20 protein-coding genes are annotated in these 24,876 nt (G+C 35.6%); 18 read left to right on the top strand and 2 right to left on the bottom strand.

Going from position 1 to position 24,876, the window contains the following annotated elements:
• Positions 1-43: 43 nt before the first annotated feature.
• The 8 genes from G4D61_RS11650 to G4D61_RS11615 all read left to right on the top strand — a co-directional run bounded on the left by G4D61_RS11650 (position 44) and on the right by G4D61_RS11615 (position 15,059).
• Positions 44-7,204 (top strand): non-ribosomal peptide synthetase, encoded by a 7,161-nt coding sequence (locus G4D61_RS11650; protein WP_163174024.1) that lies wholly within the window; start codon positions 44-46, stop codon positions 7,202-7,204.
• A 19-nt stretch (positions 7,205-7,223) separates the two neighbouring features.
• Positions 7,224-7,427 carry an MbtH family protein gene (locus G4D61_RS11645; protein ID WP_035348704.1) on the top strand — a complete coding sequence of 68 codons (204 nt, stop codon included), beginning with the start codon at positions 7,224-7,226 and terminating at the stop codon, positions 7,425-7,427.
• 18 nt (positions 7,428-7,445) lie between these two features.
• Positions 7,446-8,210, top strand: a complete 765-nt coding sequence (locus G4D61_RS11640) for a 4'-phosphopantetheinyl transferase family protein (protein WP_163174022.1) — start codon at positions 7,446-7,448, stop codon at positions 8,208-8,210.
• Between the two features lie 243 nt (positions 8,211-8,453).
• Positions 8,454-9,860 carry a cytochrome ubiquinol oxidase subunit I gene (locus G4D61_RS11635; protein WP_163174020.1) on the top strand — a complete coding sequence of 469 codons (1,407 nt, stop codon included), beginning with the start codon at positions 8,454-8,456 and terminating at the stop codon, positions 9,858-9,860.
• Complete coding sequence (gene cydB / locus G4D61_RS11630; protein ID WP_025729242.1) at positions 9,847-10,860, top strand: cytochrome d ubiquinol oxidase subunit II; 1,014 nt, start codon at positions 9,847-9,849, stop codon at positions 10,858-10,860. The genes G4D61_RS11635 and cydB overlap by 14 nt, the downstream gene beginning before the upstream one ends.
• A gap of 66 nt (positions 10,861-10,926) precedes the next feature.
• The gene (gene cydD, locus G4D61_RS11625; protein WP_025729240.1) at positions 10,927-12,648 is read left to right on the top strand and encodes a thiol reductant ABC exporter subunit CydD; all 1,722 of its coding nucleotides are present in this window, start codon (positions 10,927-10,929) and stop codon (positions 12,646-12,648) included.
• The gene (gene cydC / locus G4D61_RS11620) at positions 12,645-14,405 is read left to right on the top strand and encodes a thiol reductant ABC exporter subunit CydC (RefSeq protein WP_163174018.1); all 1,761 of its coding nucleotides are present in this window, start codon (positions 12,645-12,647) and stop codon (positions 14,403-14,405) included. Before cydD ends, cydC begins: the two co-directional genes overlap by 4 nt.
• 36 nt (positions 14,406-14,441) lie before the next feature.
• Positions 14,442-15,059, top strand: coding sequence for a response regulator transcription factor (locus G4D61_RS11615; RefSeq protein ID WP_025729235.1), 618 nt, complete (start codon positions 14,442-14,444; stop codon positions 15,057-15,059).
• Positions 15,060-15,461: 402 nt separating this feature from the next.
• Here the strand turns inward: G4D61_RS11615 and lexA are convergent, their stop codons facing one another.
• Positions 15,462-16,082 (bottom strand): transcriptional repressor LexA, encoded by a 621-nt coding sequence (lexA, locus tag G4D61_RS11610; protein WP_025729233.1) that lies wholly within the window; start codon positions 16,080-16,082, stop codon positions 15,462-15,464.
• 207 nt (positions 16,083-16,289) lie between these two features.
• Between lexA and yneA the strand changes: the two genes are divergently transcribed.
• The 10 genes from yneA (at position 16,290) to G4D61_RS11560 (ending at position 24,081) form a co-directional block, all read left to right on the top strand.
• Positions 16,290-16,616 carry a cell division suppressor protein YneA gene (gene yneA / locus G4D61_RS11605; protein WP_025729231.1) on the top strand — a complete coding sequence of 109 codons (327 nt, stop codon included), beginning with the start codon at positions 16,290-16,292 and terminating at the stop codon, positions 16,614-16,616.
• Positions 16,617-16,624: 8 nt separating this feature from the next.
• Positions 16,625-17,302 carry a YneB family resolvase-like protein gene (locus G4D61_RS11600; RefSeq protein ID WP_025729229.1) on the top strand — a complete coding sequence of 226 codons (678 nt, stop codon included), beginning with the start codon at positions 16,625-16,627 and terminating at the stop codon, positions 17,300-17,302.
• Between the two features lie 106 nt (positions 17,303-17,408).
• Positions 17,409-17,642: a DUF896 domain-containing protein gene (locus G4D61_RS11595; protein ID WP_025729227.1), complete on the top strand. Its 234-nt coding sequence runs from the start codon at positions 17,409-17,411 to the stop codon at positions 17,640-17,642.
• 226 nt (positions 17,643-17,868) lie between these two features.
• Complete coding sequence (tkt, locus tag G4D61_RS11590; RefSeq protein WP_025729225.1) at positions 17,869-19,875, top strand: transketolase; 2,007 nt, start codon at positions 17,869-17,871, stop codon at positions 19,873-19,875.
• Between the two features lie 349 nt (positions 19,876-20,224).
• Positions 20,225-20,671: a sporulation inhibitor of replication protein SirA gene (gene sirA / locus G4D61_RS11585; RefSeq protein WP_025729223.1), complete on the top strand. Its 447-nt coding sequence runs from the start codon at positions 20,225-20,227 to the stop codon at positions 20,669-20,671.
• Between the two features lie 72 nt (positions 20,672-20,743).
• Positions 20,744-20,959, top strand: a complete 216-nt coding sequence (locus G4D61_RS11580; protein WP_025729221.1) for a YneF family protein — start codon at positions 20,744-20,746, stop codon at positions 20,957-20,959.
• Between the two features lie 732 nt (positions 20,960-21,691).
• Entirely contained in the window at positions 21,692-21,985 is a 294-nt protein-coding gene (locus tag G4D61_RS11575) for a hypothetical protein (protein WP_025729219.1), read from the top strand.
• Positions 21,986-22,379: 394 nt separating this feature from the next.
• Entirely contained in the window at positions 22,380-23,087 is a 708-nt protein-coding gene (locus tag G4D61_RS11570) for a cytochrome c biogenesis CcdA family protein (protein WP_025729218.1), read from the top strand.
• Between the two features lie 36 nt (positions 23,088-23,123).
• Entirely contained in the window at positions 23,124-23,483 is a 360-nt protein-coding gene (locus G4D61_RS11565) for a response regulator (RefSeq protein ID WP_025729217.1), read from the top strand.
• Positions 23,484-23,598: 115 nt separating this feature from the next.
• The gene (locus G4D61_RS11560; protein WP_025729216.1) at positions 23,599-24,081 is read left to right on the top strand and encodes a CcdC family protein; all 483 of its coding nucleotides are present in this window, start codon (positions 23,599-23,601) and stop codon (positions 24,079-24,081) included.
• Between the two features lie 163 nt (positions 24,082-24,244).
• Here the strand turns inward: G4D61_RS11560 and G4D61_RS11555 are convergent, their stop codons facing one another.
• Positions 24,245-24,832, bottom strand: a complete 588-nt coding sequence (locus G4D61_RS11555; RefSeq protein WP_035348718.1) for a lysophospholipid acyltransferase family protein — start codon at positions 24,830-24,832, stop codon at positions 24,245-24,247.
• Positions 24,833-24,876: the final 44 nt, after the last annotated feature.

Raw genomic sequence — 24,876 nt, 5'->3', positions numbered from 1 at the left:
GAGTTTTTTAGTATAGAACAACAAATAAGGAGTGAAGATATAGATGATAGATCGGAAAAATACTAGATTGCCTCTTACTGAGGCACAATCTAGTATTTGGTTTGCTCAACAGCTTGATCCTAGTAGTCCTATTTATAATACAGCAGAATATATCGAGATTTTTGGTGATATCAATCCTGACACATTTGAACATGCGTTAGAAAAAGTCATATTTGAAACAGAATCATTATTTACTAGATTCGGTGAAGATGAAAAAGGGCCATATCAAATAGTTGTACCATTTAAGGAGATGCCATTTCATTATATTGATGTAAGCACAGAACAAGATCCTCGTGAACAAGCGATAAGGTGGATGAAAGAAGAGTTTTCACATCCTGTTAATTTGGAAAGAGATTCCATATTCACGGAAGCACTACTTAAGCTGTCTTCTAATCACTATATTTGGTATCAACGCATACATCATATCGCAATTGATGGCTTTGGCGCAAAGCTTATCATTCAAAGAGTCGCCAATGCTTATTCAGATATCATAAATGGGCAGCCATATGGGGGAAAACCATTTGATCCTATTAGTAAAGTACTTGAATTAGATAGGAAATACAAAGAATCTGAACAGTATCGTGTTGATCAACAATATTGGAGGGAGAAATTTAAAGACGGTCCAACTGTCGTTGGCATGAAAGATCATATTGCAAATGCTCAACATTCGTTTCTAAGAAATTCGATACAATGGTCACTTGCGAGCACTACACAACTGAAAAAAAGCGCCCATGATCTTCATACAAATTGGTACGAACTAATGGTTGCGACTGTTGCCCTCTATATTCATCGACTGACTGGTACAAACGATATTATATTAGGATATCCTGTGCTGAATCGCCCAAGTATAGATGTAATGAATATTCCAGCAATGATGATGAATATGATCCCGCTTCGTTTAACATTACAAGCGGATATGCAACTATCACAATTATTTGAACATGTAAGGGAAGTAATAAAAGAAAGCATGGCACATCATCGTTATCGACATGAGGTGCTGCGCCGTGATCTTAAATTATTAGGAGAACATAAAAGATTATTTGGGCCGATCATCAATATTATGCCATTTAATAATGATCTTCGTTTTGGTTCTGCTAGAGGGGTTACATATAATTTAGGAAATGGCCCTGTCGATGATTTTACTATTAATTTGCATGATATAGAGGGGATCGGATTTAGAATGGATTTTGATGCAAATCCGTCTCTTTATTCGATTGATGAACTGAAATCACACCAGCAGCGATTTATCCATTTACTTAAAAAAGTAGTGTCCCATCAAAAAGAGCAGCGTTTAGGTAGCATTCATATATTACTTGCTGATGAATACCAGCAATTATTGGAGGAACGAAATCAAACAGTTCAAGCATTGCCACATGATGGATTTTTACATGTCTTTGAGAAACAAGTTTTAGAAACACCAAATGCTAAAGCCGTTATATGTGGTGATGAACAGTTAAACTATCATGAATTAAATCAGTGTGCTAATCGCTTGGCGCATTATTTGTTAGCACAAGGAGTAAAAGCAGAAGATTACGTTGCCATTACACTTAACCGTTCAATTGATATGCTAGTTTGTCTGTTAGCAGTGCTAAAGACCGGAGCGGCATATTTACCGATAGATCCAGAATATCCTGACGAACGAGTGGCACATATGCTAAAAAATACAAAACCGATTTGTATACTTACAAATATAGAGGCCCAAAGAGCTCGCTTTATTCAGCAGTTCACTAATCATGTAATTGTCATCGATGATCCGAGGACAAAGAATCTATTATTGAATGCATCTTCTTTCAATCTTCATAAACATGTTTCTTGCATGCATCCAGCCTATATTATATACACATCAGGATCAACAGGAGAACCGAAGGGTGTAGTCGTGACATTAGATAGTTTAAATAATGTATTGTTTTCAATGCGAAATAAAATGCCCATAACGGCGAATGATCGTATGTTAGCAGTTACTACCGTTTCGTTTGATATTTCTGCTTTGGAACTTTTTCTACCGCTCATTTGTGGGGCGAGGATCGTTATTGCTGAAAAAGATGTCAATAAAGATCCAGCAGCGATAGCCAATCTAATAAAAGAACACAACGTGACAATGATGCAAGCGACTCCTACCCTATGGCAAATGTTAGCCGCGAATCAGCCTCATAGTGTAAGAGGAATGAAAGTACTCGTTGGAGGCGAAGCCTTACCGGGGCAACTTGCTTCAACGTTAAAAAACTTAAATTGCAAGACGACTAATTTATATGGCCCTACAGAAACAACGATATGGTCGATGCTATCTAATGTAAACGATGAACAAAAACAGACGCCTTCGATTGGACAACCGATATGGAATACGGAAGTTTATGTATTAGATTCATGTTTACAGCCTGTTCCAGCGGGGGCTATTGGAGAGCTCTACATATCAGGAAGGGGACTTGCACGAGGTTATAACAACCGGCCAGCATTAACTGCTGAGCGTTTTATTGCGAACCCTTATGGAGCGCCAGGCAGTCGAATGTATCGAACAGGAGATCTTGTGCGTTGGAATGAAAACGGAACCCTTGATTATATTGGCCGTGTAGATTATCAAATTAAATTGCGCGGATTTCGGATTGAGACAAGTGAGATAGAAGAAATATTAATGAAACACAACTCTGTTGAAAAGGCTGTAGTGCAAATAGGTACAGATCATGCTGGCAGTCAGAGGTTAGTTGCCTATATTGTGCAAGGGCAACACACAGTTTTTAATGAAATGGAAATCCGTAGTTATATAAGTAATTATTTACCGAGTTACATGATTCCATCAATATTTATCGTAATAAAAGAAATGCCATTAACGCCAAATGGTAAATTAGATCGAAATGCATTGCCAAAGCCTGAATTTACGATGAAGGTGGAAACGAGGAAACCTAGAACTCCTCAGGAAGAGATGCTATGTAAATTGTTTTCAGAAACTTTGCAAATCCCTGAGATTGGAATCGATGATAATTTCTTTGAAATGGGCGGGCATTCAATACTTGCTGTTCAGCTCATCAATTTAATCCGTGAAGTACTAGGGAAAAATATGACCATTGCCAAATTATTTGAATATCCAACTGTTGCACAGTTAGTTGCTCAATTAGAAGACAATCAATTAAACAAACCAATTATAGAAAAACAACCACGGCCTAGTCAGATTCCCCTTTCATTTGGACAACGCCGTTTATGGTTTTTGCAACATTTAGAGGGGAGAAAAGACGCATACAATATTCCTGTTGTCATAAAGTTGAAAGGAGATTTGAATATTCAAGCGTTACAACAGGCATTAATTGATGTCATTACTCGGCATGAATCATTACGGACAATGTTTCCGTCCGATGAGACTGGAATGTCATACCAATGTATACTTGAGCCACACGATTTTAAAATGAAGCTTGAGGTTATTAAAACAAATGAAAAACAATTTTTAACAGAAATAAACAAGGCAATTCATTACTGTTTTGATTTAACAACGGAACCTGCTTTTCGGGTAAACATATTTGAAATCAATCACAATCAATATGTACTATTACTGCTTATACATCATATTGCTGCTGATGGCTGGTCTTTGACACCGTTAACTCGTGATTTAGCTAAAGCATATCATGACCATTGTCATAAAAGCAGTAATGCTTTATCTCCGCTGCCAATCCAATATGCTGACTATACTATTTGCCAGCAACAATGGCTAAATGAAAGGAAAGGGGCTAAGCAGGTGTCACAGCAGCTTGCTTACTGGAAAGATGCACTTAATGGGTTACCCGATCAAATAGAGTTACCGACAGATTTTCCGCGTCCGATGCAATCTAGTTTTGAAGGTGGAATCGTTGATCTTACCATTGACTCCATCCTTCATCAAAAGCTTTTAGATCTTGCCCATAAGCGGAACGTTAGCTTATTCATGGTACTTCAAGCAGCAATTGCTGCACTGTTAACGAAATTAGGGGCAGGAAATGATATACCAATCGGCAGTCCAATTGCTGGAAGAAATCACGATTCATTGGAAAATGTCATTGGATTATTTGTCAATACGTTAGTCCTTAGAACCGATACTGCTGGAAATCCTAGTTTTAGTGAACTATTGTCTCGGGTAAAATATGCGGATTTATCTGCTTTTGAACATCAAGATGTACCATTTGAACTTTTAGTAGAACAATTAAATCCAACTAGGTATCGGTCTAAAAATCCGTTATTTCAAGTGATGTTTGCTTTTCAAAATATTCCAGATCCAAGATTGGAATTAGAGGATGTTGAAACGAAACTAGAACTTTATCACGTAGGTTCTGCGAAATTTGATCTTACATTTGAATTGCAAGAAGGGCGTAAAACTGACGGTTCTCCTAATGGTATACATGGATTCATTGAATATAGTAGTGATTTATTTAGAAGAACTACTATTGAAAAAATGGCTGAACGTTTTTTACAGTTATTGAAAGAAATAGTGAGCAAACCAGATGTGCCAATTGATAAATTAAGTATTATATTGCCAGAAGAACGAAAAATGCTTTTCACACCAGAACATAACAAACATGTTTCGAAAGTTTCGGAGAAAACGATACCTGCATTATTCGAAGAGCAAGCCGAAAAGAGACCGAATGCAACGGCATTAATTTTTGAAAATGAAAGACTAAGTTATCGTGCATTAAATGAAAAAGCAAATAAGCTTGCAAAACTGTTAATCGCTATGGGAGTTGGACCTGAAAAAGTAGTAGCGTTAGCTTTTTCAAGATCTATTGAGCTAGTGGTTGGAATGTTAGCAGTTCTTAAAGCAGGAGGAACGTATTTATCATTGGATCCAAATTATCCAGAAGACAGGCTTGCATTTATGGTGGAAGATGCTCAGCCGATATGTATACTTACAACAAAACATATTGCTTCAACAATAAAGACCATTGGGAATATAAAACATTTCACGGTTGATGAGCTGGAAGCACGCGAGGATATCAATCTGTTGCTTGAAACAAGTCCAATCAATAGTGAGCGACCAGAACCATTATTACCATCCCATTCTGCCTATATTATATACACATCAGGTTCGACAGGGAAGCCGAAAGGAGTAGTTGTTCCGCATCATAATGTTGTCCGACTTTTTAAATCAACTGATCACTTATTCCATTTTGGCGCTGATGATATTTGGACTTTATTCCACTCATATGCATTTGATTTTTCTGTATGGGAAATATGGGGACCGTTATTGCATGGAGGTAGTCTCGTCATTGTTTCACATAATGTTAGTCGTTCACCAAAACAATTTTTAGCATTACTAGCTGATGAACATGTAACAGTCTTAAATCAGACCCCATCAGCATTTTATCAACTTATGCAGGCAGATAAAGAGGATTCGGAAGTTTCGAACAGACTCTCACTACGGTATATCATATTTGGTGGCGAAGCATTGGAACTTAGTAGATTGGAAGAATGGTACAGGCGCCATGACGACATGCAGCCAAAATTAGTTAATATGTACGGCATTACGGAAACAACAGTTCATGTTACGTATATAGAGCTAAATGAAAAAATGGTTGCTGAAAGCCGTAACAGTTTAATAGGTTGCAGTCTTTCTGACTTAGATGTTTATTTGCTGGATTCAGAGCTACAAATAGTACCGCCGGGAGTTGTAGGAGAATTGTATGTTTCAGGTCCAGGACTGGCACGCGGGTATTTGGGACGACCTGATTTAACTTCAGAAAGATTTATAGCCAATCCGTATGGCCAGCCAGGGTCTAGAATGTATCGAACAGGAGATCTGGCTAAGTGGCATGCCAATGGACTGTTAGAATATGTAGGACGGGCAGATCAGCAAGTAAAAATAAGAGGTTTTCGTATCGAAATAGGTGAGATCGAGGCGGTTCTTGCTAAACATCCCGCTATAGAGCAAGTAGGGGTCGTCGTTCGTGAAGATTATCCAAATAATAAATGCCTTGTAGCATATATAGTTTATAAAAAAGGTATGAAAGGAACGACAGAGCATTTACGAAACTATGTAGCAAATGTTCTCCCTGGTTATATGGTACCATCATTTTTTATGTCCATAGAAAGTTTACCGTTGACACCGAATGGAAAGCTAGATCGTAAAGCATTGCCTGCTCCTGAAATAGAAATGGAACGATTAGACAGAGGCCCGCGTACTCCTCAAGAAGAGATTATGTGTAACTTATTTAAAGAAATTTTGCAGTTGAACAAAGTCAGTGTTAGCGAAAGCTTTTTTGAGCTAGGCGGTCATTCCCTGTTGGCTGTTCAATTAATGAGCCGAATTCGTGATGTATTTGGAACGGAATTAAGTATTGGAGATCTTTTCGAAGCTCCTACGATTGCAAGTCTTGTAGAAAAACTTGAGGTAGGAAGCAGTCAAAATTCATTAGCAATGTTATTGCCGCTTAGAACGTCTGGAAACAACTTGCCGCTGTTTTGCGTACATCCTGCAGGCGGACTTAGTTGGTGCTATGCCGGTTTGATGACGTCATTAGAAAAGGATTTTCCAATTTATGGATTGCAAGCGAGAGGGATTGAAAGGAATGAGCCATTACCGAAAACATTGGATGAAATGGCGCTCGAATATATTTGCCAAATAAAATCTGTTCAACCAAAAGGACCGTATCATTTATTAGGATGGTCACTTGGGGGGAATGTTGTCCATGCCATGGCGACAGAGCTACAAAAACAGGGAGATGAAGTTTCACTCGTAGTAATGCTAGACTCATATCCAAGTCAATTTCTTCCTATTGCTCAAGTACCGAAAGAAGAAGAAGTGCTCATCGCACTTTTAGCTTTAGGAGGATTTGAACCAGAGGATATATGTGAAAAAAATTTAACACAAAGTAACACTATTGAAATTCTTCTCCGTCATGGAAGTGCATTAGCTAGTTTAGATGAAGAGACGATTATTAACTTAAAAGAGACGTATAAAAATTCTGTTCGTATTTTAAGTGAATATAAACCAAAACAATTTGAAGGAGATATTCTCTTCTTTAGGTCGACAGTAATACCTGAATGGTTTGATCCAATAAGTCCAGATGAATGGCGGCCTTTTGTTTCAGGAAATATTTTTCAGTATGACATTCATTGTAGACATAAAGATCTTTGTCAACCAGGTCCGCTTTTTGAAATAGGTCAAATTTTAATGCGATTAATGAAAGAAAAAAATCAAATGATACTTTAAATGCTGGGAGAGATTTGCAATGCAAAATCCATTTGAGCTAAAAGAAGGCAGGTTTATTGTTTTATTAAATGAAGAAGGGCAATATTCACTATGGCCCGCAAGTTTTGATATTCCACTAGGTTGGAAAATGGTGTTATCTGAACATAGTAAAGATGATTGTGTAAATTACATCAATAAAAATTGGACGGATATGAGGCCAAATAGTCTCAAACTTAACAATTAGCATGATGGGAGAATAAAAATGGTTAGTTTGTATGAGCCTCGTGCGATTCCACTGTTAATGAATGATTGTCATGTGTGGTACTGTAGTATCAATGATATACAGCCATGGCATCTACGTTTGTTGAGTGAAGAGGAGCAAATAAGAGCGAAGTCATATAAAAAGGAACAAGATCGGGTCCGTTTTATTTTAGGTTGTACAATAAGCAGGATTGTTTTGTCGGTACAATTAAATATTGCTCCTCAGTTCGTACCTATTGCACGGATATGCCCGCATTGCAAGCATTTGCATGGCAAGCCAACATTAACAAGAGGAAATATTCAATTTTCTGTTTCGCATTCAGAAGATGTCATTGTGGTAGCTTTTATTAAAAATTACAAAATTGGAATAGATGTTGAATATATTGATTCAAATATCGATTTTCTTACATTGGAAAAGAGTGTACTTACAGAAGAAGAAAAGATGCAGCTTAGCCATTTGCCGTTACGAAAAAGAAGATCAGGTTTTTTGACCTATTGGACAAGGAAGGAAGCCCTTCTTAAGGCAACTGGGGAAGGGTTAATGACATCGCCATTAAATATTAGCGTTTCTAGTCCAAATCATCCTGCAAAGCTGCTTTCTTTTCATAACAGACCTAGTCTTATTCAGAACTCATTGTTAGTAGACTTAGACACTCGTTTAGGGTATATCGGCAGCCTTGCTATTTTAGGCGGTGAAACAATTCACATTAAACAATTTAACGGTTCTTTCATTTTAAAAGAGGCTTTTACTTCCTTAAACATGTAATTGCAAAGTCCCAGCAGATAACTGTTGGGGCTTTTTTATATAAAATCTGTGATATTTGTCATAGTTTCTTTAGTTCGTCACAGTTGTTACAAAATTGCCACTTCTATGACACAAAACAGCCATCATAATAGCTCTATAGAGTTATGCGGAGCAGTTTCATAAGGAATAAAATAAAGTTGAAATTACAAGTTAGCTGGAAGTAAATTGGTACTTTTTAGCTAGCTAAAGAAAAGGGGGATAACATTGGATCCGCTAAGTTTAGCAAGATTTCAATATGCTGCGACGACGATCTATCATTTTTTATTTGTGCCATTATCAATAGGTCTTGTGTTTATCGTCGCAATTATGGAAACGCTCTATGTTGTGAAAAAAGATGACGTTTATAAAAAAATGTCAAAGTTTTGGGGAAAGTTATTTCTGATTAATTTTGCGATTGGTGTTGTAACAGGTATTTTGCAAGAATTCCAATTTGGAATGAATTGGTCAAATTATTCACGGTTTATGGGGGATATATTTGGAGCTCCGCTAGCGATTGAAGCGTTGCTTGCCTTTTTCTTGGAATCAACTTTTATTGGAATATGGAACTTTGGCTGGGATCGACTCTCAAAACGCATTCATTTAGTAAGTATTTGGTTAGTTTCAATAGGGACGATTTTATCAGCAGTATGGATTTTAACAGCAAATTCATTTATGCAAGAGCCGGTTGGCTTCGTTGTTCGCAATGGCCGTGCGGAAATGACTGATTTCTTTGCATTAGTGAAAAATCCGCAACTATGGGTTGAATTACCACATACAATTTTTGGGTCTTTTGCAACAGGTGCCTTTTTGATTACAGGTATAAGTGCAATTATGCTGTTAAAGAAACGCGACATTGAGTTTTTTAAAAAATCCTTTCATATTGGTATAACAGTCGGATTAATATCTGGTGTTTTGCTAGCATTTGCTGGTCATGATCAGGCGAAGCATTTAGTGCAATCACAACCAATGAAAATGGCGGCAAGTGAAGGGCTCTGGAAGGATAGTGGTAATCCAGCAGCATGGACAGTACTTGCATCGATAAATCCAAAAACACATGAAAATACAGCAGAAGTAAAAATACCGTATTTATTAAGCTATTTATCTTACGGAAAATTTGACGGTAAAGTTAAAGGGATGGAAACGTTACAAAAGCAATATGAACAAAAATACGGTAAAGGAAATTATATTCCACCAGTAAGAACAACATTCTGGAGCTTCCGCATTATGTCATTGGCCGGTCTAGCACTTTGTGCTCTTGGAATTGTTGGGGCATTTCTTGCATTTAGAAAAAAATTAGTTGAAAGCAAATGGTTTTTACGAATCATGGTAGCAGCAATGTCTTTACCGTATATTGGAAGCATCACTGGGTGGATTATGACCGAAATTGGCCGTCAACCATGGACTGTATTTGGCTTAATGAAAACAGCAGACAGTGTATCACCAAATGTATCATCGGGAGAATTGCTTTTCAGTATCATATCTTTCCTTGGGGCATATACACTTTTAGCAGTTGTAATGGTATATCTTTTTGTCCGTGTAATAAAACAAGGACCATCAATGAAACAGGAAGATCCTAAAGTAATTTCGAATGATCCGTTTGATAGGGAGGCGTATCACCTTGTCGCTAAATGAGCTATGGTTTCTACTAATATCAGTATTATTCGTAGGTTTCTTCTTTTTAGAGGGGTACGATTATGGAGTTGGTATGGCAACACGCTTCCTCGCAAAGAACGAGGTTGAGAGACGGGTTTTAATTAACACAATTGGACCTTTTTGGGATTCTAATGAAGTATGGATGATTACAGCAGGTGGTGCAATGTTTGCCGCATTTCCAAACTGGTATGCGACATTATTCAGTGGATTTTATGTACCGCTTGTCTTAATGCTATTATTGCTGATTGCGCGTGGAACGGCATTTGAATTTAGAGGAAAAGTCGGCAACTCAAACTGGAGAAATACGTGGGACTGGCTCATTTTTCTAGCAAGTCTGCTAGTGCCGCTATTATGGGGAGTCGTTTTCTCAGCAATTGTTCACGGTTTACCAATTGATCATAACATGAATATGGACGCTGCTTTTTCAAGCTATTTAAATATGTACACGATTCTTGGCGGACTTGCAATTACATTACTATGTTTCTTCCATGGATTAGTATTTATTTGTTTACGTACGGTTGGAGATTTACAAAGACGTGCTCGGCAAATGGCTAAAAAAGTCATTGGCATTCTCGCCATCTTTTTAATTGCTTTTGTTATTGCCACTTATTTTTCAACCGATTTATTTTCAGTACGCGGCGGTTTGCTTGTTCCAATCTATGCCTTAGTTGTTATTTTTCTCGCTCTTTCTGGTTACTTCTTAGCTAAAAAAAGAGATGGCTGGGCTTTTGGAATGAATGCAGCAGTGATCGCCTTAACAATTGCTTCTTTGTTTGTAGGACTATTTCCGCGTGTCATGATTAGTAATATAAAATCGGCGTACGATTTAACGATTTATAATGCGGCATCTGGATCATATTCATTGACAGTGATGTCGATTGTGGCCGTAACGTTGTTGCCATTTGTTCTAGGATATACAATCTGGAGCTATATTGTATTTCGTAAAAGAGTTCATAAAGATCAGCATTTAGAATATTAAGTTGTAAAGGAAGTGAGCACTTGGCTCCTCATGGCAACTTGTCACGAGTATACGCCAAGTTAGAATATGGATCGTGAAATTTTAACTTACAAAGGGGCCAAGATCACTATTACAATGGTCAGCATCCTTACCTTACTTCAAAGTATGTGCATCATTTTACAAGCAGTGTATCTTGCTGATCTTATTTCACATTTATTTGCTAGAGAGGAAGTATCCAATTTAGTTCAAAAGGTATTATTATTTTTATGTGCTTTAGTTGGTCGTTATTGTCTTTCATTGTTGATCAAGAAAATTGCTTATCGTTTTGCTGATAGAACGGGCACCGACTTGAGAAAACAATTTTTTAGTACACTTTTTGAACTCGGGCCAACCTTTACTCAAAAAATTGGAACAGGAAAACTTGTTACATTATCACTTGAAGGTACTGCACAAATGAGGCAATATCTTGAATTATTTATTCCAAAAATCGTTGGAATGGGGATAATCCCAATCATTGTTCTACTATATGTATGCTTTCAAGATCGTATTTCCGCCATTATTTTATTTGTCACAATGCCTGTATTAATTATGTTTATGGTTTTGCTAGGATTGGCAGCGCAGAAAAAAATGGATATGCAGTGGGATTCATACCGTGTACTTTCAAACCATTTTGTTGATTCTTTACGCGGATTAACAACACTGCGTTATCTAGGATTAAGCCGTTCCCACGCAAATACGATTGGCAGAGTTAGTGATCAATATCGCAAAATGACGAATGCAACACTTCGAGTTGCATTCCTTTCATCATTTGCATTAGATTTCTTTACGATGCTGTCCATTGCGTTTGTTGCTGTCTCACTTGGCCTTAGGTTAGTGAATGGCCATATATTATTACAGCCAGCGTTAACGATTTTAGTATTGGCTCCTGAATACTTTCTTCCAATAAGAGAGTTTGGCAATGATTATCATGCAACGTTGGATGGCAAAGAAGCAGCACATGATATTCAGTCTATTGCAACAACCCAACAAAATTCGAAAGATATTGATGCATTTCATGTAAGCTGGGATGAAAAAAGTACACTTACATTAAAAAATATTAACGTACAGCATGAGAGCGATCGGAATGTATCACTAAAGAACGTACAACTGCAATTCAAAGGGTTTGAAAAAATCGGTGTCGTCGGTGCTAGCGGTGCAGGAAAATCAACTTTAATTAACGTACTCAGTGGGTTTTTATCTCCAACTGACGGCGTGATTCAAACGAATGGGCACATTTTACCATCTCTTGCATTTGATCATTGGCGTCACCAGTTAACATATATACCACAGCATCCGTATCTTTTTCATGACACAATAAAGAAAAATATCGCTTTTTATCATCCTGATGCAAGTAATGAGCAAATAAAAGAGGCTATAAAAGCAGCGGGTCTTAACGAAATTATTGCCAGCTTTCCTAAAGGCCTAGAAGAGATGATAGGTAACGGTGGAAGAACGATGAGTGGAGGACAGGAGCAAAGAGTAGCATTGGCTAGAGCGTTTTTATGTGGCCGCCCTATTTTATTGTTAGATGAGCCAACTGCACATTTAGATGTCGAAACAGAATATGAGTTAAAGAAAACGATGATTAAACTTTTTCAAAAAAAATTGGTCATATTTGCAACACATCGTTTACATTGGATGGAACAGATGGACAGAATTATTGTTTTAAAAGAAGGAAAAGTGGCTGAAATGGGGACACAAGAAGAACTATTGGCTAAAAAAGGTGAATATTATGAGCTTGTAAAAACGCAGTTGGAGGGACTACAGTGAAAACATGGTTTTTTCCATACTTGAACAGACATCGGCGTGGTTTTATGTTGGCGATCGTTTTAAGTGTGCTGGCAATATGTTGTGCTGCCGGCTTAACATTTACATCGGGTTATTTAATTTCAAAAGCAGCACTTAGACCGCCAAATATCTTAATGTTATATGTCCCAATTGTTGCAGTAAGGGCATTTGGAATTTTCAGATCTTCGCTCCAATATGCATCACGACTTACTAGCCATAATATTATTTTAAAGATTTTATCTGAAATGCGAATTCGTCTATATCGTACCCTTGAACCAGCAGCACTTTTCATTCGTTCGCGATACAAAACTGGGGATGTTTTAGGCATTTTATCGGATGATATTGAACATATTCAAGATTTGTATTTACGGACAATTCTTCCTTGTGTTATTTCGCTTTTTGTTTATGGAATGTGGATCATTTATTTAGGATATTTTGATATTACTTTTGCATTATTCATGGCTTTATATTTATTAATACTTATCGTTGTCATTCCTATTTTGTCTTTTATATGGTCAAAAAGAAAAAAACAAGCATTAGATAAAGGGAGACACGAATTATACCAAAAACTAACAGATGCTGTATTAGGTGTTGGCGATTGGATGATGTCCGGAAATAAAGAAGCATTTTTAATGAAATATGAGGAAAAAGAAAGATCGTTAAAACAGATTGAAAAGCGATTGCATGCAGGAAGAAGATGGAGGGATTTTTTTAGTCAATTGATTATTGGCGGCAGTGTGCTTTTACTCATGCTTTGGTCTGACAAAATGGTAATCAATCATCACTTTAATGCAACACTTATTGCAGCATTTGTTCTCGTAATGTTTACGATTGCCGAGTCATTGCTACCTATTTCTGATGCCATTGAAAGGATTACTCAATATAGTAAATCTTTTCAGCGGTTAAAGGATATTGAACTTACGAATAAAGGAATGATTAAAACAATTAGCCAGAACGAGGGTGTCCACTCACTTTCTACTGTGGATATACGATGTGAGCATGTCTATTTTAAATATGATGAAAACGATCAATGGGCAATCGAAAATGTATCGCTTCATATCCCACATGGGAAAAGAGTTGCATTAATAGGAAGAAGTGGTGCAGGAAAATCAACGATTATTCAGTTACTTTATGGTTCGCTTCTCCCACAACAGGGGATAGTTCGCTTTAATGATTTGTCGCCTGCAGCCTTTGGCTACAATATTTCCAAACAGATCGCAATACTGAATCAAAATCCTCATTTATTTGATACAACAATTGCTAACAATATTCGGTTAGGGAATGAAAATGCGACAGATGAAGATATAGTTCGTGTTGCAAAACAAGTAAAGCTTCATGACTATATTCAAAGTTTACCAAAAGGATATCAAACAAGAATGTTAGAAGCAGGCGGTAATTTTTCAGGTGGTGAAAGACAAAGAATTGCGCTAGCGCGTATTCTATTACAAAAAACTCCAGTAGTTATCCTAGATGAACCGACTGTTGGGTTAGATCCGCTTACAGAGAAAGATTTACTAGCGACAATATTTGAAAGCTTAAAAGATGTCACATTGATTTGGATTACACATCATTTAGTTGGCATTGAAAAAGTGGATGAAGTTATTTTTCTTGAGAAAGGGAAAATTTTATTACAAGGATCGCATGAGGAGCTATATAAAAATAGTGAACGCTATCGTCGGTTATATGAATTAGATGCACCGTTGCACTTAAAAGAAACGTTTTTCCGAGTTACGGTTTAATCGTAGCTCGTTTCTATTTTAGGGAAGGTGAAAGGGTTGGATGCTATTAATATTTTATTGATTTGTAAACATAGCCAGGAAAGAGAACGCATAGAACAGTTTTTAAAAGAAAATCAACATTTTCAGCTTACAGAAGAATTAAACGGAAATTGTCCACAAATTTATTTAATAGTTGCTAGCGATGGCTTCCAAGAGGATTGTGGAAAGATGATTAAACAATTAAGAAAGAAATGTCCTTTAGCGAAACTTGTCATTGTATCATCGGCCAGTATAAATTCTCTTCTCGAAGCAATGAGGTGCGGTGCAGACGGATATTTACCAAATATATTAGATAAACAGTTATGGCAACAATATTTACAGGAATTGGTATGTGGGGAACAGCGTTTTTCAGCAAAAGTAGGGGAACAGATGCTGGAAATGTTTGAAAATGTCCAACGCTATTTAGTAGCTAAAACATTAACAACGAGAGAGCGAGAAATCATCCAATGGGTAGCAGAGGGGAGTACGAATAAAGAAATAGCAGAAAGATTAATGATATCAGAGTACACTGTGAAAAATCATCTGAAAAATATTTTTCATAAATTACAAATTAGTAATAGAGTTCAGCTCGTTCGCTATGCTTTAATATTTGAAGATCGCCAAAAAAGGAAGTAAGTAAAAAATACAAATGCAATTTGAAAAACTGATAAAAATCATCTATGTAAAAATTACAGTGCCCATGCATATTTAAGTGAGTAAATGGAGATTGTAACATTACAACATTTATAATCATCATCCACAGCAAACGCTCTTCATATGAAGGGCTTTTTGCGTTTGCAAAATATTGTAGCAGGACGATGCTAAACTTTCACTAGTATACATGGACGGAAAATAGAATAATTAGTAGATTTAAATGCTATAAGTTTTTTGTGTTTAATAGAATAAATCTTTTAAGTTTACATATCTTTTAGTATAGAGCTTTTTAAATTCTTCTTTGCCAATGGTTTTATAAGCTTAAAAACTATCAATTGATTTAACAAAAAAAGAAATGACGTAATTGTCATTTCAATAAAGGGGTTAATGCACCATTTGGCGATATAACGCAATTACTTTTCCTAATATCGTTACTTTTTTTAGGATAATAGGTTCCATCGTCGGGTTTTCAGGCTGTAAACGAAAGTAATCATTTTCTTTATAAAATCTTTTTACAGTTGCTTCATCATCTTCAGTCATAGCGACAACAATATCTCCGTTATTAGCGGTATGCTGCTGGCGAACAATCACGTAATCTCCATCTAGAATTCCTGCATCGATCATGCTTTCACCAACGACTTCCAGCATGTAAATCTGTTCATCTGACGGAACTAAATGTTCAGGTAGCGGAAAATATTCTTCAATATTTTCAATGGCGGTTATTGGTATCCCAGCTGTAACTTTACCAACAACCGGAACATTTATAACGTTTTGACGAGGAATGGTTTCTTCATGATCAAGAACTTCAATCGCTCTAGGCTTAGTTGGATCTCTTCTAATAAGTCCTTTGCTTTCAAGTCTCGCGAGATGTCCATGAACCGTTGAACTTGAGGCTAGTCCAACAGCTTGCCCTATTTCCCTAACGGAAGGAGGATAACCTTTTGTTTTAACTTCTTCTTTTATGAAATTCAATATATCTAGTTGTCTTTTAGATAGCTTATTCATTATTAACACCTCAACGTTCCGATTTAATTATTATTCAGATCATCAGCATAAAAAATACCAATATTTTCTTAACCATAATTTTCTTATATTATATCAGAACATTTTTGATAAAACAAACATAAGTTCGAAAAACACTTGACGGAAACATTTGTTCGTTTTATAATTTCTTTAGACAAAAAACGAACAAACATTCGGGAGGAATCGAATATGAATATAGTATGGAAAAAATACAATTATGTTATCATTTTTATAGGTCTAACAATTCTAATGGGACTATGTTTTCTATTTAATATGGAAGATCATTCTAATCACTATCAAAATATTGTTGTCCAAAAAGGGCAAACTTTATGGAATATTGCTGACGAGTATGCTGATAAAAATTCAATGTCAAAAGATGAATTTATTCATTGGGTAGAAAACCATAACGAAATAAATGCTGATTTATTAAAGGCTGGTGAGGAAATTAAAATTCCAGTAACAGAACATCAGCATTCAGTGAATCAAAATCAAGAATACGCTTTAAATGATAAGTAGGGGTAATAATGAAGGCAATTATTTATTGTAGAGTAAGTACAACGAAAGAAACACAGGAAAGTTCTTTGGAACGGCAAAAAGATGAACTACTAAAATTAGCAAAAAAATGGAATTATGATATTGTATCCATCATTCAAGAGAAGGCTAGCGGCTATGAGATTGAAAGACAAGGTATATTAGATATGCTTGATATTATTAAATCACATAAAGTTGATGCAGTTTTCATTCAGGATGAAACGAGAATTGGAAGAGGGAATGCTAAAATTGCAATTTTGCATTTCTTATTTAAACAGGGTGTGAAGGTTTATACTTATTCACATAGCGGAGAACTTGAACTATCGGAATCTGATTCGATGGTTCTTCAAATTGTAAGTATAGTTGAAGAGTACCAAAGGAAATTACATAACTTAAAAATAAAACGTGGAATGCAAAAAGCAGTTGAAAATGGGTATAAGCCGTATAAAAATTTAAAAGGTAATGGTAATGAGCATGGAAGGGACCGTAAAGATATCCCACTTCAGGAAATTAAACGTTTGCGGGAAAATGGCTTAACTTTTGCAGATATTGCGGCTACTTTGAGAGGGTTTGGCTATGATGTATCAAAAGCAACAGTTCATAGAAGATATAAAGAATATTTACTAGATAACGATATCGAAGCAAACGATATTGATAGGAAAAATAACTAAATATATTTTTGTGATGTAAGGTACGCAGAATTTCGAACGGATTTGTTGATAGAAGAATTTTTTTTTAGTAAGATAACGTAAGATTATGTGTTAAAGGAGCAGATATATGCTATCCAAAGAGAAATTATTACGAATAAATCAATTAGCTAAAAAATCAAAAGAGCAGGGATTGACGCAAGAAGAAGCAAAGGAACAATCAAAATTAAGAAGTGAATATTTGAAAGCGTTCCGCTCTTCTATGAAACAGACAATTGAAAATGTTAGAATTTTTGATGAAGAAGGTACTGAAGTTACACCGAACAAACTACGTGAAATTCAAACAAAGAAAAAATTACATTAATATTAATAGGATGCTGGAATCACAAAAATACTTTAAATGATTCCGGCTATTTTTTTGCTGTTTTTGGAATGATAAAATGAGCAATTTTCGGTATTCCAACGGACAAATGGTGAACTTTTTTGAAATTGTTTGCATGGAAATCTAAACTACTATTGTAAAATAGTTGTATTATCGTGAAAACATGCTTATGATAAGATTGTAACTATAGAAAGAGAGGGTGTTTTTAATGTTTGATAAAACAGACGAACTTGCAATTACGACGATTCGTACTTTGTCAATTGATGCAATTCAAAAAGCAAATTCTGGGCATCCAGGACTTCCAATGGGTGCAGCTCCAATGGCATACACTCTTTGGACACGTTATATGAATCATAATCCAAAAAATCCTAAGTGGTTTAACCGCGATCGTTTTGTATTATCTGCTGGTCACGGTTCCATGCTTTTATATAGCTTGTTGCACTTATCAGGTTATAATTTAAGTATGGATGAAATTAAAAATTTCCGTCAATGGGGAAGCAAAACTCCAGGACATCCTGAATACGGACATACTGAAGGTGTCGAAGCGACAACTGGACCATTAGGCCAAGGTATTGCAATGGCTGTTGGTATGGCAATGGCTGAAAGGCATCTTGCCGGTGTGTATAATAAAGATAATTATAATGTAATTGATCACTATACATATGCTTTATGTGGCGATGGTGACTTGATGGAAGGAATTTCAAGTGAAGCAGCTTCATTAGCAGCGCATTTGAAATTAGGACGATTAGTCGTTCTTTACGATTCAAATGATATTTCTCTTGATGGTGATTTAAGTAAATCATTCTCAGAAAGTGTAGAAGGACGTTTTAAATCTTACGGATGGCAATACCTACGTGTAGAAGATGGCAATAATTTAGAAGAAATTGCCAAAGCGATTGAAGAAGCTAAACAGGATACTTCACGTCCAACAATGATTGAAGTGAAAACTATCATTGGCTATGGTTCTCCAAATAAAGCAGGTAAATCTGCCGTTCATGGTGCCCCGCTTGGAGAAGATGAACTTAAATTAACAAAAGATGCTTATAAATGGACATTCGAAGAAGATTTCTATGTTCCTGAAGAAGTATACGAACGTTTCCAAAAGGAAATTGTTGATAATGGTGCACAAAAAGAAAGCGAATGGGAAGCATTATTCGCTGATTATGCAAGCAAATATCCTGAACTAGCAACACAATTGAAACAGGCTATTGACGGTGAACTTCCTTCTAATTGGGACAAAGATATCCCTGTTTATGAAGAAGGAAAATCTTTAGCTAGCCGTGCTTCAAGTGGTGAAGTTTTAAACGGTATTGCCAAAAATCTTCCTAGTCTTTTTGGTGGATCTGCTGACTTAGCTGGTTCTAACAATACGCGCATGAAAGAGGACCAAGATTTTACTCCTGAATCATATGAAGGAAGAAATATTTGGTTTGGAGTACGTGAATTTGCAATGGGTGCGGCTTTGAACGGTATGGCATTACACGGTGGAGTTAACGTATATGGTGGTACATTCTTTGTATTCTCTGATTATTTGCGCCCAGCAATTCGTTTGGCCGCATTAATGAACCTACCTGTTACGTATGTATTTACACATGATAGTATTGCTGTCGGTGAAGATGGTCCAACACATGAACCAGTTGAACAACTGGCATCATTGCGTACAATGCCAAATCTTTCAGTCATTAGACCTGCTGATGGAAATGAGACTGCAGCTGCTTGGCGTCTAGCAATTACTTCAAAAGATAAACCAACGGCGCTAGTACTAACACGTCAAAATTTACCTACAATTAAAGATACTGATAAAAATGCTAATGAAGGTGTTGCAAAAGGAGCCTACGTTATTTCTCCGGCACAAAAAGACACTGCAGATGTATTGCTTCTAGCTACTGGTTCTGAAGTAAACTTAGCTGTTGAAGCACAGCAAGTATTATTAAAAGAAAATATTGATGCAGCTGTTGTAAGTATGCCTTCTTGGGATCGCTTTGAACAACAACCAAAAGAATATAAGGATACTGTTTTACCAAAAAATGTTAAGAAACGTTTAGCAATTGAAATGGCTTCTTCATTTGGTTGGGATCGTTATACAGGTGATGAAGGTGAAATTTTAGGTATCGATCAATTTGGTGCAAGCGGAAATGGAAACAAGGTTGTTTCTGAATATGGCTTTACTGTAGAAAATGTCGTTTCTCGTGTTAAAGCTTTATTAAACAAATAATAAGCAATTAGATTTTTATAAAAGAGATTCCATTTTAAAATGGAATCTCTTTTTTTGCTGTTTTTGATTGGAGTGAAGGAGGTGATACACTTGCGGAAAGCAAGCCCGCTGAAGTGAAAATCATTAAATAAGTAAATCTATTGAAAAGCACTCCTTTTAGAAAAGAGCTTTTTATATAAGTCTCTATTCTATTTCACATAAACAAATAGATATGACCTACTTGACAATGAATACTTGAAAAATAAACAGTTTCGACAAAAAATACCGAATTTTAGATCAATTTATGACATACATTTTATCTCCTATCAAGTATATTAATAGTAATGATAAAAGTAGGAGTGGATCTTACGTGAGGACGAGGACATATTATATTTATTTAATTGATGAAGATGTTGCAAAGTACTATCACGGTAGAGAGAGAATGTTTCATGATTTGTTCCATCAATATGTACATGTGTCCGGAAAAATGCGAAAGATTATTAGTAGGCAAATTCATTATATTACAAACCCAATTCCAATGTTAACCTTATATCAAATTATAAAGAATACGTTTTCAAATCAATGGGATTACGTAAACCAAACTGGCAGTTATCAGCTCTCAATTAAAAATGATAGGGATTTTATAGAAGTTACAATAGAAAAACAATATGTGCGATTAGACGTATACGGCAGTTTAGATGCTGAGTCAATCTTTTTTGAAGGAATAAGAGCCTTTAACGGCTACTTATTTGCAATTGATTTTGACAATCATAAATTTGGCTGGATTCGTCCGATAAAAGAAAGAAAATACGTATAAAACGACTTGAAACTATTGTATAATAATGAAGGATTTAGTACACTGTAACTATGTGAGTGAAGGAGGTATATTATGACTTGGGCTTTAATTCTAGTAGCTATTGTCGGCATACTAGTAGGTATTGTAATTGGATTTTTTATCGCTCGTAAATATATGATGAACTACTTAAAGAAAAATCCACCGATTAATGAACAAATGTTAAAAATGATGATGACTCAAATGGGGATGAAACCATCCCAGAAGAAAATCAATCAAATGATGAATGCAATGAATAAACAAATGAAGTAATCATTCCTTATGTGCACATAAGTCTCAAGAGGTTTCTTGAAAATAAATTTGATGAACTTTTCTTCATATAAAATTAATTTATGACTTTTTTAAAAAATATTTTAATCAAAGACCGTTCATTCTGTTGAAAACTAAGCAGAAGGCGGTCTTTTTATGTCGGTAGAGAAATGATTTAATAATGTTTAATTGCCTCATTTTGCCCTTTGTATCGAAAAATAATTGGCTCATGAACATTCTTAAATATATTGTATGTCATCTTATATTATTTTTCATGCTTAATACTTTCATTGATTAGAACGGAAGGATGCGAGACTCCTGTGGAAAAAGCGGGAAAGGTGAAACCCCAGAAGCGTGCAGCTCATCATCAGCCTATGGAAACGAAGTCCTTTTTTGATAAAGGACTTCGTTTATGATTTGTACTAGTTTTTTAACTGCGAGTATTTAAATATTCGCCATTCCTTATATATCGTGGAGGGGTTCAAGGACCCTTTTATTTTGTGAGATCCTCCCAGCTAGCATATTTATTGTAAGCAATAAAAGACTGCTCACCATTTTACGCTTTCGCTTAGTCTCTGTAAAAAGGATTATTATTAATGAGAATTAGGCTGTAAAATAGTGTTTTAATGTGTGAATGAAGCATAATATAGGAAATTAGAGCAGGACTTTCATTGCTTGAATAATAATGTGAAGGCTTAATAAATATAAATAAAGACAATAAGGGAGAGGATTCTGATGACAAGTAGGGTATTAAAATGGGTCGCAGGTGGTTTGGAGGCATTATTGGGTTTTCCGCTAATCGGGGGGACAATTGTACTTGGACTGTTTTGGACTCCGTTAGTCTTTATGCTGGCACTGCACATCGTTGCGCTTGTTATTACGATTAATGAGAATAAAAAAAGAACGGGGCATATTTTAGGGATTATAACATCTTGTGTAGGGTGGATTCCTATTGTTGGTATGGTTATGCATATTATTTCAGCGATCTTTCTTTTAATTGAAGCGGGGAAAGATGAAAAATACGAATAATAGGCATGAAAATATCTTTTTTTATGCGTGCAAACGGATTAAAATATCCAACAAATAAAATTTAATCATGGTTGAATATATCTAAATTCCTCTCTGTATTGATCTATTTGTGGCTATAATCTTCTGCACCTATTAGAATAGATTGCTTATACGTTAGCAACGAAACATCACATAGGAGCTAACTGTAAGGAAAACATCATTTTTTCAAATATGTATTATTGTTATTTTTGTCTTAACTTGTAAATGAATGATAAAGACGATGATGAGATTTGCAATATGGTGAAACAAACTGATGAAAAACGTAAAAGTGTGTAAAAAAATTTTACTAAAAAGAAACTAAAAAATATTTATTTAATCTGATAAAATAATGGTAGGGTCATTGAGGAGTGTAGAAATGGCTGATATAAATATAGCAATTTCTTTTGGAGCAGGAGTCATGAGTTTTATTTCACCATGTTGCTTGTCATTATATCCTGCGTTTATTTCATATATAACAGGCGTAAGTGTAAATGAATTGAATACGGAAAATGGAAGGCTACATAAAAGAAGCATGCTTCACGCTTTTTTCTTTTTAGTTGGGTTTTCAATTATCTTTATTGCACTAGGCTTTGGTACTTCCTTCATTGGTCAATGGTTTAAAGATTACCAGGATGTTATTAGGCAATGCGGCGCCGTTTTATTAATAGTGTTCGGGTTAATGATTGCAGGGGTTTTTAAACCTTCCATTTTAATGAGAGATTATCGCATTCATCCTAAGAATCGGCCAGTTGGATATATCGGCTCAATGCTGATCGGAATTGCATATGCAGCCGGATGGACACCATGTACAGGCCCTATATTGGCTTCTTTAATTTATTTAGGAATGACCAATCCTAGTTCTGCCTCCCTATATATGTTTACCTATATATTAGGGTTTTCGATTCCTTTTTTAGCGCTTTCCTTTTTTATCGGAAAGCTGAAATGGATACGCCTTTATAGTAATCTTGTTGTTAAAATTGGTGGATATTTAATGGTTGTAATGGGGTTTTTTCTCTTTTTTAATTGGATGACAATTGTTACTAGTTATTTAAGTATGCTGTTTGATGGATTTCAAGGTTTTTAACATATTTGTTTCATTAAGTTAGGGGAGGTCTTTTCTTTGGCAAGAGTATTAATAGTTGACGACGCTAAATTTATGCGATTAACATTAACGAAAATGTTGGAAAGTGGAAACCATTCAGTAGTGGGTGAGGCAGAAAATGGATATAGGGCGATTGAGCTTTATCGTGAATTGAAACCTGATGTAGTGACTATGGATATTACCATGCCGGAAATGACAGGAATGGAGGCTGTAACGCGAATTCTTGATGAGTTTCCTGATGCAAAAATTATTATTTGTTCTGCTTTAGGTCAGCAAAAGCTAGTTGTTGAAGCGATTGAGGCAGGAGCAAAGGATTTTATTGTGAAACCATTTGACGAAGCAAGTGTCCTTGATGCAATTAATCGCATAATGCAATAGTTAGAAAGGCGAAGATAAATAAATCTCACAAGAAACTAGACAAGTGAATGCAACTATGTTTTTATATTAGTAGGAACTTGCATTACATGATCATCTAAAAAAGAAGGTAAATTAAATGGAAGAAATCATTATTTCATTTATTATTGCAATATTAATGGGATCTTTAGTTATTTTCATTCGATTAAAAGGCCAAAAGAGACCTGTCGTTTCCGCAAAAAAACTTATTTTGCCGCCGTTTTTTATGAGTACTGGCGCATTGATGTTTATTTTTCCTTTTTTTCGTGTGACATCTGAAGAAATATTAGAATCAATTTTAATTGGTTTGGTATTTTCAATTTTTCTCATAAAAACATCTAAATTTGAAATACGTGATCATCAAATTTATTTAAAACGTTCAAAAGCGTTTCCATTTATTTTAATTGGACTGTTAATCATTCGATTAGTTATGAAACTTATTTTAAGTTCGTCTATTCATGTTGGTCAGTTAAGCGGAATGTTTTTCATATTAGCATTTGCGATGATTCTTCCGTGGCGTGTTGCTATGTATATTGAGTACAAGAAGTTACTGTCTAAATTAAATCCAGAAGTAAAAATGTAAATTTCAATATAAAAAAGAAAAAAGACACTTTTCATAGAGTGTCTTTTTCTTTTGACTCATTCTCTTTTCAAAAGTTTAGGTGCTGATCTAGTAAATCTAGCATAAAAGTGAGGCGGTATATTCCATTTTTTGAATATACCGCCTCACTATGTAAAAATATCGATTACTTCATTTGTTTTAAATGATCAAATGTTTGCTGCAATTGTATCATTTTTTCTTCTATCATTTCTTTCGTTGCTCGTTGTCCATCTTCCAAAATAATCGGATCACCGAAACGAATGAGCTTTCGTTTTCGTTTCAATAGTTCTTTGAAAGATTTTGGACCTTCATAAATAGCAGGTACGATTGGAACATTTGCTTTTAATGCAATCGTTACAGCACCTCTCTTTAATGATGTGTGCTCGCCAAATCTTGTTCCAGATGGGAAAATGCCAACGATTTTTCCTGCCTTCAATAATTTCAGTGGTGTCTTTAATGAACTAGGTCCTGGATTCTCACGATTTACTGGGAACGCATGCAGTTTTGTGATTAACCAGCCTAGAAATTTTGTTGTGAATAATTCTTGCTTCGCCATATAATACACTTGATGAGGCCAAATCGCTAACGCTAAAAAAATGATATCTAACCATGTGCGATGGGTACAGACAACAACGAAAGGGGCAGCGGGAATTTTATGTTTGTTTTCTACTTTTAGCTTGCCTCCCACTAATAATAAGAATATATGAACGACATGATATCCGAAACGATAAATTGTAATCACCCCCCACAAGCATTTTATACTATAAACATATAAAG

Source organism: Heyndrickxia ginsengihumi (assembly GCF_011008565.1).
Lineage (GTDB): Bacteria > Bacillota > Bacilli > Bacillales > Bacillaceae_C > Weizmannia > Weizmannia ginsengihumi.
Note: the sequence above shows the minus strand (reverse complement) of the source record. Positions and strands in the feature narration are given on the sequence as shown.